This window comes from Pedobacter agri PB92 (assembly GCF_000258495.1).
Lineage (GTDB): Bacteria > Bacteroidota > Bacteroidia > Sphingobacteriales > Sphingobacteriaceae > Pedobacter > Pedobacter agri.
The window spans coordinates 1-12,429 of sequence record NZ_AJLG01000146.1 but is presented as its reverse complement, the minus strand read 5'-3'; the positions used below and the strand labels follow the sequence as shown (position 1 = coordinate 12,429).

Annotated in this window: 7 protein-coding genes; all 7 read left to right on the top strand. The window is 38.5% G+C overall.

What is annotated here, in order from left to right:
- The coding region (locus ON09_RS18025) for a glycoside hydrolase family 2 protein (RefSeq protein ID WP_010602466.1) at nucleotides 1-2,601 on the top strand (2,601 nt) is incomplete at its 5' end.
- Nucleotides 2,602-2,732: 131 nt separating this feature from the next.
- Nucleotides 2,733-5,471 carry an alpha-L-rhamnosidase gene (locus tag ON09_RS18020; RefSeq protein ID WP_039842793.1) on the top strand — a complete coding sequence of 913 codons (2,739 nt, stop codon included), beginning with the start codon at nucleotides 2,733-2,735 and terminating at the stop codon, nucleotides 5,469-5,471.
- 104 nt (nucleotides 5,472-5,575) lie between these two features.
- Nucleotides 5,576-6,241, top strand: a complete 666-nt coding sequence (locus ON09_RS18015) for a DUF3826 domain-containing protein (protein ID WP_010602464.1) — start codon at nucleotides 5,576-5,578, stop codon at nucleotides 6,239-6,241.
- 131 nt (nucleotides 6,242-6,372) lie between these two features.
- Entirely contained in the window at nucleotides 6,373-7,479 is a 1,107-nt protein-coding gene (locus tag ON09_RS18010) for a sialidase family protein (RefSeq protein WP_010602463.1), read from the top strand.
- 34 nt (nucleotides 7,480-7,513) lie between these two features.
- Nucleotides 7,514-9,037: an acetylxylan esterase gene (locus ON09_RS18005; protein ID WP_238533730.1), complete on the top strand. Its 1,524-nt coding sequence runs from the start codon at nucleotides 7,514-7,516 to the stop codon at nucleotides 9,035-9,037.
- Nucleotides 9,038-9,043: 6 nt separating this feature from the next.
- The gene (locus ON09_RS18000; protein WP_010602461.1) at nucleotides 9,044-9,970 is read left to right on the top strand and encodes a sugar phosphate isomerase/epimerase family protein; all 927 of its coding nucleotides are present in this window, start codon (nucleotides 9,044-9,046) and stop codon (nucleotides 9,968-9,970) included.
- A gap of 7 nt (nucleotides 9,971-9,977) precedes the next feature.
- On the top strand, nucleotides 9,978-12,429 hold a 2,452-nt coding region (locus ON09_RS17995; RefSeq protein WP_238533729.1), incomplete at its 3' end, for a right-handed parallel beta-helix repeat-containing protein.

The window sequence follows — 12,429 nt, the reverse complement described above, 5'->3', positions numbered from 1 at the left end:
GGGAAGTACAACTATGGTTTTAATAAAGAAGCGAATAAAGGCAGAGAACAAGGACTTTACAAATACAAATTTACAGTTCCAACCGCTTGGAAAAATCAAAAAATCAATATTGTATTTGAAGGGTCGATGACCGATACGGAAGTTAAAATTAACGGGAAATTGGCAGGAGATGTTCATCAAGGCTCATTTTATGTTTTCAGATATGATATTTCTAAACTGTTAATTTCAGGTGAAAATCTACTTGAAGTAAAAGTTTCCAAGCATTCTGCCAATCAATCGGTTAATGAAGCAGAGCGTAAAGCCGATTTCTGGATTTTTGGTGGCATTTTCAGACCTGTTTATCTTGAATCTCTACCACAAACTCATATCGATAGAATAAAAATTGATGCCAAAGCCAATGGTATTTTTACAGCTAATGTTTCCACTTCCGGCGGGGCCGATAAAATTAATGTAGAACTTGTAGATGCAAAAGGAAAGAAATTTGGAAGTGATTTTTCAACCAAAATAACAGCTAATTCTACCAGTATCGAACAAGAATTTAAAAACCCTGCACTTTGGTCTTCAGAGTTTCCAAATCTTTACACCGCAACGATTTCGCTTATCAAAAATGGCAAAACCATTCATCAAATTTCAAAAAAAATCGGTTTCAGAACCGTTGAAGTGAAGGAACGCGACGGCGTTTACGTAAATGGTGTAAAAATGAAGTTCAAAGGTGTAAATCGCCATTCTTTTTATCCAACATCTGGCAGAACAACAAGTAAAAAAATAAGCATTGCTGATGTTGAACTGATGAAAGAAATGAACATGAATGCCGTGAGAATGTCACACTATCCGCCTGATGGGCATTTTTTGGATGTTTGTGATTCGCTGGGTTTATTCGTGATGGATGAGCTTGCCGGCTGGCATGGAACCTATGATACTCCAACGGGAACAAAGTTGATGAAAGAAATGATGGTGAATGATGAAAATCATCCATCGATTATATTTTGGGCAAACGGAAATGAGGGCGGACACAACCGCGAACTCGACCATCTTTTCGCTGAAGAAGATATTCAAAAACGCCCTTTAATCCATCCTTGGGAAGTTTTTAATGGATTTGAAACCACACATTATCGTGAATTTAACTATGGAATTGGAAACTACGAGCATGGCCACAACATATTAATGCCAACTGAATTTTTGCATGGCATGTGGGATGGCGGTCATGGAGCAGGCATTGAAGATTACTGGAACGCGATGTGGAAGAACCCACAGTCTGCCGGTGGTTTCCTTTGGGATTTTGCCGACCAGGCCGTTGTCCGTACCGACAAAAATGGCGAATTGGATACCGATGGAAATCACGGTCCGGATGGAATTGTTGGCCCTTACCATGAGAAAGAGGGAAGTTTCTTTACCATTAAAGAAGTTTGGAGCCCCGTTTTTGTAGAGAAAAGAGAAATGACTGCCGGTTTTGACGGGGGATTTTTATTGGAAAATCGGTATGCATTTACCAACCTTAACCAATGTACTTTCGAATGGAAGTTGAAAAAACTTAAAGCTGGCGATGATGCAGCTTTCAAGGCCGGAAAAGCTGATGCGCCAAATATTAAACCTTTTGAGAAAGGGAAATTACAAGTAAATCTTCCAACAGATTGGAGAAGTTTTGATGTTTTATATTTAACAGCAAAGGATTTTTATGGAAAGGAACTTTTTACCTGGAGTTTCCCAATTACATTACCTACAGCCGATGCAGCGAAAATCGTAGTGAAAACAGCATCGTCTAAAGTAACCTTAAAAGAAGATGCAAAAGTTTATCAAGTTTCAGCAAATGGCATCGATTTAACTTTTGACAAAATCTCCGGATTGTTACAAAAAGCTAAAAATGCAAAAGGTGTGGTTCCGTTTTCGAACGGTCCGATTTTACAGGAAGGTGTGAATAATTTTAAAAATTTTACCGCTAAAACCGATGGCGAAAATCTGGTTATTTCATCAACTTATGATAAAAAAGAAAGCTGGAATACCTTGCAATGGACAGTCTATCCGTCTGGATGGTTAAAAATGGAAGTCAAATATTTCCCTGCTGAGTATTTCACCACATTCGTGGGATTAAACTTTTCTTATCCTGAAAGTGAAATCAAATCAGTTGAATATAAAGGAAATGGACCGTACCGAGTTTGGAAAAACAGGATGAAAGGACAACAGTTTGGTATCTGGAAAAAGGATTACAATGATTCGGCAACAGGAGAACCGGCTTGGCAATATCCGGAATTTAAAGGATATTACTCGAATATGTATTGGTGTGAATTTGTCGGCAAATCTCAAAGCTTTAAAGTAGTAACCGATAGGGAGGATGTTTTCTTGCGATTATTTACGCCAAAGAAATCTAAGGATACAGAATATGACAATATGAGTCCGACTTTCCCAAATGGAGATATTTCTTTTATGAATGGGATTTCGGCAATTGGTACAAAAACCCAAAAACCTGAAACGACCGGACCAATGGGGATGAAAAATATTTATTATGATTTTGATAAAGACCCAAGCAGGGCTTTGGATATGACGTTGTATTTTGATTTCAGTACCTCGTCATTGCGAGGAGGCACGACGAAGCAATCTAATTAGTGAAATGATAGGAAAAAAGATTTATCACGCGGATATACGCAGAAAAGGGATTAGAAATCTGCGTACATCTCCAGAATCAACGGGAAAAAATAAAAAATATAGAAATCGGTGTAATCAACCGCAAAGCGTAAATGAACATTAAAATATACATGTTGATAATCAGCATCTGGCTACTGCCACTTACCAAAGTGGTGGCGCAAGTTTCTTTGCAAAATACCACTTGCGAGATGCTTCAAAATCCGCTGGGAATTGATGTTCAGAAACCACGTTTTGCCTGGCATATTATTTCAAAAGAAAGAAATGTAATGCAAACGGCTTATCAGGTTTTAGTTGCTTCATCATTAGAAAAATTGGATGCCAACGAAGGCGATTTATGGAATTCTGAAAAAGTAAATTCTGCTGAATCTATTCATGTAAAATATAGTGGAAAAGAGCTTAAAAGCCGGTTAAAGGCTTATTGGAAAGTTAAAGTTTGGACTACCGCCGGGCAAAGCGAATGGTCAGCCAATAATTATTTTTCAATGGGTTTGCTGTATTATAAAGATTGGCCAAAAGGTTGGATAGGTTTCGATAGAGCTTTCCCCTGGGATAATATTAAAACCGATTCCCGTTTATCGGCAAGGTATTTCAGAAAGGAATTTCAAGCTGCCAAAAACATAAAATCTGCAACAGCATCTATCATTGGTTTAGGTTTATATGAGCTTTACATCAACGGTAAAAAAGTTGGGGAGGATGTATTGTCTCCCTCGCCAACAGATTACACCAAAAATGTGAAATACAATACCTACGATGTTACTTCATATATCAAAAATGGAAAGAATGCAGTAGGTACTATTTTAGGTAATGGTCGGTTTTTCGCCATGCGCCAAAATGAAAAACCTTATAAAATTAAAACCTTTGGCTTTCCGAAGATGCTGATGAACATCAACATCGTTTATACAGATGGAACAACCACAAATATCGATACGGATGACAGTTGGAAAGGTACTGCTGATGGGCCAATCAGAACCAATAATGAATACGACGGCGAAGAATATGACGCGACGAAAGATTTAACGGGTTGGAATACTATCGGTTTTGATGATAGCAAATGGGCAAAAGCCGAATTTGTGCAGGAGCCAACAGGCGTAATCGAGGCGCAAATGAATGAAAATATGCGTGTGATGAATACGCTAAAACCTGTATCAATCAAAAAAATCTCTGGCGATAGATATATTCTGGATATGGGGCAAAATATGGTGGGCTGGCTTCAAATCAAGGTAAAAGGTTTAAAAGGAAAGCAAATTAAAATGCGTTTTGCAGAATCGTTACAGGATAATGGCGAATTATTCACCGCCAATCTTCGCAATGCGAAATGTACCGATTTATATACGTTAAAAGGTGGCGAACAAGAAACCTGGGAACCAACTTTTGCCTATCGTGGTTTCAGATATGTAGAGCTTTCGGGGTATACTTATCAGCCAGCTATTAATGATTTTGTTGGTAAGATGATTTACGACAATATTAAAACCGTCGGAACTTTCGAAACATCTGATGCCCTAACCAACCAGATTTTTAAAAACGCCTGGTGGGGAATTGCAGGAAGTTACAAAGGGATTCCGGTCGATTGCCCGCAACGGAATGAGCGTATGCCTTGGTTAGGTGATAGGGGTGCAGTAGCTTATGGTGAAAATTTCGTTTTCGATAACGGCAGATTTTATACCAAATGGTTGCAGGATATTAGAAATTCGCAGAAAGAAGATGGTGCGATTCCTGATGTTGCTCCGGCATTCTGGAGATATTACAGCGATAATATGACCTGGCCGGGAGCAATGCTTTTGGTTACGGAAATGGTTTACAAGCAAACGGGAGATGTGTCTGCAGTTCACGACAACTATCCGGCAATGAAAAAATGGCTGGCTTATATGCAAGACCGCTACATGCAAGATTACATTTTAACGAAAGATAGCTATGGCGATTGGTGTATGCCACCGATTACCATTGAGTTTGGTCGCGGAAAAAGTGCCGATAAAAAATATCCGTCAGCCTTAATTTCGACCGCTTATTATTATCATTTCACACAGTTGATGATTCAGTTTGCAGAAGCGATTGGAAACGAAGCGGATGTTAAAGATTACCAGGCTTTGGGAGAAAAAATTAAGAATGCTTTCAACCAGAAATATTATAATGAAAAAGGTTATTACTCCGCCAATGCTTTAACAGACAACATCATTCCGCTTTACTTTGGTATGGTTCCTCAAAACAAAGTGGAGGAGGTTTTTAAGAATATCACTTACACGATAGAGGTAACGAATAAGGGGCATTTAAGTAACGGACTGGTTGGTATTCAGTGGTTAATGCGTTGTTTAAATGATTATGGCCGACCAGATTTAGCTTACACCATCGCAACTAAAAAAACATATCCAAGCTGGGGCTACATGGTTGACAATGGTGCTACAACCATTTGGGAATTATGGAACGGCAACACCGCCGACCCGAAAATGAATTCTCAAAACCATGTAATGATGCTTGGCGATTTATTAATCTGGTATTATGAAAACCTGGCAGGAATTAAATCTGAAAGTCAGGCTTTCAAAAAAATCATCATGAAACCGGAGATGATTAATAGTTTGAATTCGGTTAGCGCAAGTTACCATTCAGCTTATGGATTAATCAAAAGCAGTTATACAAAAACAGCAAAGCAGTTCAACTGGAACATCACGGTTCCTGCAAACACAAGGGCTTTGGTTTATATTCCTGCAAATAATAGAAATGAAATTAGAGAGAAATTGAAATCGATAAAAGATTTAAAATTCATAAAAATGGAGTATAACAGAGCGATTTATGAAGTTGGCTCAGGAGATTATTCATTTGTTGTGGAGGGGAAATAATGTTACACTAGCCGTCATTGCGAGGCACGAAGCAATCTTATTAAAAGAGATTGCTTCAACTGATAAAAATCAGTTTCGCAATGATGAAAAACTAAAATACAATTATGAGAAAGATTTTAAACCCACTAACGCTATTCATCTTACTGCTCACCACGGTAAATGTATTCAGCCAAACGAAAGATGTTGTGGTGTCAGAAGAAGCATTAAACAAATCGAAAGAATGGGTTTCAGCATTAAACTTAAATGATGCAACAAAAAAGTCAGCAGTTGAAAATATTATTGCTGTTCATCTAACCACGATTAGAGATTGGCATAACTCGCACCCATCCTCAACGGTACCGGATGGAATTAATCCGGTTACAGGAAATAAATTAAGCGACTTAGATAAGCAGATTATTGCTGATTCAGCAATTCCAACAACCGTTCATCAAGCTTTAATGGATGGCTTAAAGAAAAATTTATCGCCAGAACAAGTAGAAGTCATTTTAGATAAATACACGATTGGTAAGGTTGATTTCACAATGAAAGGTTATAAGGCCATCGTTCCTGATTTAACTGCTGATGAAGAGGCGAAAATTTTGGCTTTTTTAAAGCAAGCTCGAGAACAAGCTGTCGATTATAAAAACATGAAACAGATTTCGGCCATTTTTGAGATTTATAAAACGAAATCAGAGCAAATGCTAAATAATAACGGACGCAGCTGGAGGGCACTTTATAGTGCCTACACAAAAAAGATAAAAGAAGAAAAGGCTAATAAGGTAAAGCAATGAGGTGTTTTGCTTCGTCTCTTCGTCATTGCGAGGCACGAAGCAATCTAAATGCTATAAGGTTGTAGCGACCGTACTGAGACTGCTTCGTGTCTCGCAATGATGACTGTTTATATAGTTGATTAAATATAATTATGTTAAAAAGAAAAATATACATTACACTAGGACTTGCTATTGCACTTACCATAAACGCTAAAGCTCAGGTTGAAAAATGGCAGACTGGCGTTGTAAAACAAGAGTTTCTTTACGATAAAGCACCGTTTCCATCTTGTCACTCAGCAACCATTGCGGAAACACCAACCGGTTTGGTAGCCTCTTTTTTTGGAGGCACTAAAGAGCGAAATCCTGATGTAGAAATTTACATCAGCCGTTTTATTGATGGTAAATGGTTGGCACCTGTTTCTGTAGCAAATGGCGTGATGCCCGATGGTAAAAGATTACCCACCTGGAACCCGGTATTATATCAGGTACCGGGCGGGGATTTATTGTTGTTTTACAAAATCGGACCGAAACCATCTGAATGGTGGGGCTTGATGAAAACCTCAAAAGATGGTGGGATTACCTGGTCTGAAGCGACAAAATTGCCAGATGGTTATATCGGACCTGTTAAAAATAAGCCGGTTTTATTAAGCAACGGAAATCTTTTCGCACCATCGAGTAAAGAAGGCAATGGCTGGAAGATCCATTTCGAGGTAACAAAAGATAATGGCAAAACCTGGCGCACTGTTGGCCCGCTACCTGAAAATGGTATTAAAGCTATTCAGCCAAGTATTTTACAGCATGGAAATGGTAAACTTCAAATTTTAGCAAGAACAGCAAACCGGGCAATTGTAGAATCCTGGTCGGAAGATAATGGTGAAACCTGGTCTCCATTGACTAAAACCTCTTTACCCAATAACAATTCCGGAACGGATGCAGTAACGATGAAAGATGGTCGACATGTATTGGTGTATAACCATGTTTTGCCTCCAGGCGATTTAGCTAAAGGACCAAGAACACCTCTAAACGTTTCTGTTTCCAGGGATGGGAAAACTTGGTCAGCCGCTTTAATTTTAGAAGATTCACCAATTAGCCAGTATTCATACCCGGCTGTTATTCAAACTTCTGATGGTATGTTGCATTTCATTTACACCTGGAGAAGAGAAAAAATCAAACACGTGGTTGTAGACCCATCGAAGTTAAAATTGAAAAAATTAAAAATGGCGTTTGGCCAAAGCTTAATGGTTATACCGCTCCGGTAATTACGGAAACTAAGAACGAAGAACCATGAGAAATATGAAGCGTTTTTTACGGATCGAATCCCCAATCAACCTTGTACTTTTCTGCTCCTCGTCATTGCGAGGTACGAAGCAGTTGCACTCTAAGGAGTCAATTGGCTATGCAATTCCCGGGGAGCTGTTCAAATATGTTGGTGTAGTTTTTACTATTTATTTGTTATCAGTAAACAACCTATCTGCACAAACTCAAAACTCCGATAATCTTTACAAAAAACCTCTCGTAGATGTTTTAAAAGAAATTCAAACGCGTTTCAAGGTTCAGATTAAATACTCAGAACCTCAAGTAAAAGATAAATGGGTAAACTATGCCGATTGGCGTTTTCGTGCCAATGTCGATGAAACGTTAACCAATGTGCTCACGCCTTTGGATATGAAAGTAAACAAAGAGAAGCCAGGTGTTTATAAACTAAAAGAGTATGAATATTACCGTTGGGAAGTGCAGGATGGTTGGGCTTATCTCGATACTTTAGCAACAAAATACCACGACAAGGCCAGTTGGGAGAAACGCAAAGCGGAAATTAAGCCAGAATTGTACAAAGCCTTGATGTTATCTCCGTTGCCAGCAAAGGTTAATTCAAAGCCGATTATCACAGCTAAAAGAATTTTCGATGGCTATTCTGTAGAGAATATTGCGCTGGAGATTTTACCTGGTGTTTGGATTAATGGTTCATTATATAAGCCGCTAACTGCAAAAGGAAAAATTCCGGTGATTTTGAGTCCTGATGGACATTGGGAGAAACAAAGATACAGAGCCGATTGTCAGCTTCGTTGTGCAACAATTGCCAGAATGGGAGCCATGGCTTTCAGTTACGATTTATTTGCCTGGGGAGAATCTATGCTCCAGTTTAAGTATGAAGACCACAGAAGAAGTTTAGCCCAAACAGTTCAAACTTTAGGTGGGATAAGAATTTTAGATTATTTCTCTTCATTAAAAGAAACCGATACCAACAGAATTGGGATTAGTGGTGGCTCAGGTGCCGGAAGTCATTCCATTTTAATGACGGCAATGGATGATAGAATTAAATTAAGTGCACCAGTCGTGGCCATGTCCTCATACTTTTATGGTGGTTGCCCTTGCGAAAGCGGGATGCCAATTCATCAGTGCGGCGGCGGAACGGATAATGTAGAATTAGCTGCGATGGCTGCTCCACGACCACAATTATTGGTGTCCGACGGGAGCGATTGGACGGCTCACACGCCACAACATGATTTTCCATATTTGCAAAAAATGTATGGTTATTATGGTGTGAGAGATAAGGTTGAAAATGTTCATCTTCCTGATGAAAAACACGATTTCGGTATCAACAAACGCATTGCATTGTACAATTTTTTAATCAAAAACTTCAAGCTAAATGCTGCTGCCGTAAAGGATAAAGCCGGCAAGTATGATGAAAGTAAAGTCACAATAGAAAAGGAAAACGCCTTATATGTTTTTGGCGATAAGGGCGAGAAGCTACCTAAAAATGCGGTGATGGGATTCGAAAATCTGGAAAAATTATTTCCATTATCGGCAATGAAATAAGAAAGCATGAAACAAAACAGAAGAACCTTTATTACAAATGCTACGTTACTTACTGGTGCTTTATTTATCCCTAATCAATTGCTTTTGGCTGCAGAGAAAAAGAATAGATATAAAATTGCTGTCATTGATTTGATGATTTTAAAACGTCAGAAAATTAGTGCACTACCATTAACCAAAGAAATTGGTGCCGATGGTTTGGAAATTGATATGGGAGGTTTGGGCAACAGGGAAACGTTTGATAACAAACTGGCCGACTCAAAAATCAGACAGGAGTATTTAGATAAAGCCAAAGAATTAAACCTCGAAATTTGTTCCCTGGCGATGACGGGATTTTACGCACAATCTTTTGCAACGCGACCAACTTATCAAAAAATGGTACAGGATTGCTTGGACACCGCAACGGCAATGAAAGTGAAAGTGGTTTTTCTTCCTTTGGGTGTTCAAGGGGATTTAGTCAAAAACCCTGAATTACGTGGACCTATTGTAGAAAGATTAAAGGTGGCTGGAAAAATGGCTTCAAAAGCGGGTATCGTGATTGGAATTGAAACATCCTTAGATGCAACAGGTGAATTAAATTTATTAAAGGAAATTGGCTCCAGATATGTGAAAAGCTATTTCAATTTCTCCAATGCGATTAAAAATGGTAGAGATTTACATCAGGAACTAAAAATTTTAGGCCGTAAGAATATTGTTCAAATCCATGCAACCAATGAAGATGGCGTTTGGTTACAAAACGACCCTAAAATCAATTTGAACAAGGTCAAAGAAACCCTTGATGACATGGGATGGAAAGGTTGGCTAGTTGTAGAAAGAAGTAGAGATGCCACTCAGCCAACAAATGTAAAATATAATTTCAGTGCCAATACCAGCTATCTGAAATCAGTTTTTCAAATTGCAAATTCGTCATTGCGAGGTACGAAGCAATCTTATTAGACAGAATATGGAGAGACAAATGACTATAGGAATGCAGCATGCAAATTGGAAAAATTACCTTTTGCCACTTTTTGTGTCTCCAGTAATTAGACAATTCAGCTTATTTTTTGGTTTGTTGTTGATTTTGAATTTCTTACACTTTCAAGCAGATGCAGCAGATATTTATGTCGCAAAAAATGGTTCTGATACTAATATTGGAAATAAAGATAAACCGCTTGCCACACTCCATGCGGCAATTAGAAGAGCCCGCGAGCTGAGACGTTTAAATGATACTTCTATAAAGGGTGGGATTAAGATTATCATTGATAAAGGTGTTTATCAACTATACGAGCCTGTGGTGCTTCGCCCTGAAGATTCAGGTACGAAAGATAGCCCGACCGAAATTGTTGCCACAGAAAAAGTTGTTTTAAGCGGAGGAATAAATATTACTGGCTGGAAAAAACTTACAGCAACAACCCTTGGTTTGCCAAAAGAATCAACAGGAAAGGTTTGGGTTGCTGATATTCCAAATTTCGACGGAAGTGATTTGTTGTTTCGTCAGCTTTGGGTGAATGGGAATAAGGCCATTCGAGCTAAAAATTATAATGGTGATGCTATGGGTAGGATTTTATCCTGGAATAAAGAAACGCAAACCTGCAAAATCCCGTTACAAAAGAATATCAATTTAGCAAATATAAAAGGCATGGAAATGCTCATTCACCAATGGTGGGCAATTGCAAATCTTCGAGTTAAATCTGTCAAAGTAGTTGGAAATGAAGCTGAACTTTCTTTTATGCAGCCTGAAAGCAGAATTCAGTCAGAGCATCCTTGGCCTGCTCCATGGATTTCAGATAAAACAGGCAACTCAGCTTTTTATCTCTCCAATGCCATCCAGTTTTTGAATGAACCAGGAGAATGGTTTGAAGATTTAAAAAATCATAAACTCTATTATTGGCCGAAATCATCAGAAAATATGCTTAACGCTGATGTGGTAGCACCGTCAATCGAAAATCTCTTAAAAATAGAGGGAACGATTGACAATCCTGTCTCATTTGTAAATTTTAAGGGCGTTTCGTTTGCGCATTCAACCTGGTTAAGACCATCTAAATTTGGTCATGTTCCTCATCAGGCGGGGATGTATATGCTTGATGCCTACAAACTTAAAACTCCGGGAACACCCGATAAAGCCGCTTTGGAAAATCAGGCTTGGGTTGGCCGACCAGCATCAGCTGTTGAAGTAACTTATGCCAATCATACTTCTTTTGAAAATTGTCGTTTTGAGCACCTCGCCTCAACAGGGTTAGATTATAAAAGAGGAACTTCAGAAAATGTTGTTAAGGGTAATTTGTTCAAAGATATCGGCGGTTCGGCAATCCTAATCGGAACATTTTCTGATGAAGCTACCGAAGTCCACCTGCCTTACCATCCATCAGATAAAAGAGAAATTTCAACGAATGATAAAATCGAAAATAACTTAATTACCGATGTCACCAACGAAGATTGGGGTGCAGTAGGCATTGGCGCAGGTTACGTTCAGGGCATAAAAATTCTGCATAACGAAATCAGCGATGTTTCATATTCAGGCATCAGCATGGGCTGGGGTTGGACTAAAACCCAAAGTGCGATGAAGAATAATACCATCAGTGCAAATAAAATACATCATTATGGAAAACACATGTATGATGTGGCTGGGATTTACACGTTATCAGCTCAACCTGAATCCTTTATCACAGAAAATGTAGTGGATAGCATTTACAAGGCGCCTTATGCCCATCTTCCAGAGCATTGGTTTTATCTTTACACGGATGAGGGTTCGTCTTATTTTACCATAAAAAATAATTGGACACCCACTGAAAAATATCTTCAAAATGCAAACGGACCAGATAATTTTTGGGATAATAACGGCCCGAAAGTTTCTCAGGAAATTAAGCAAAGGGCAGGTTTAGAAAAGCCATTTCAGCATCTGTTAAAAGAGAAAGCTGTTTATGCTAATCGTGGGATTAATCTGGCGGATGATAAATCGGTTGTTTTTGAATTGATTTTTAAAGATGATAAGCTGCCTGCAGATAAAAGCCTGGAAGTTTTTGCAAAGGAAAATAATCTGCTGTCAAGCTCAATTTACAAATGGAATAACCGCCTGGTAATTTATACTTCCAGCTTAAAGGTAGAGAGTTTGCAACAAACTTTGAAACGGTTAAATGCTTCTGAAATTAAGCTTTACGATAATCTTTTCTACGATTTTACCCGTGAAAAAAATTGTGGAGATAAACCAGTATCAGAATGGGATAACATCATTTTATCTGCCAATTTAGTTGATGATGAAAAGATGCAGAATGAATATCTGAATTATCATAAAACGCAATTTGAGAAATGGCCGGAAATATCAAAAGGATTTTGCAATGCAGAATTTCAGCGCCTGGCAATTTTCAAAAAGGATAGGCAATTAATGCTGATTATTAGTATTCCGAAAGGGAAAAATT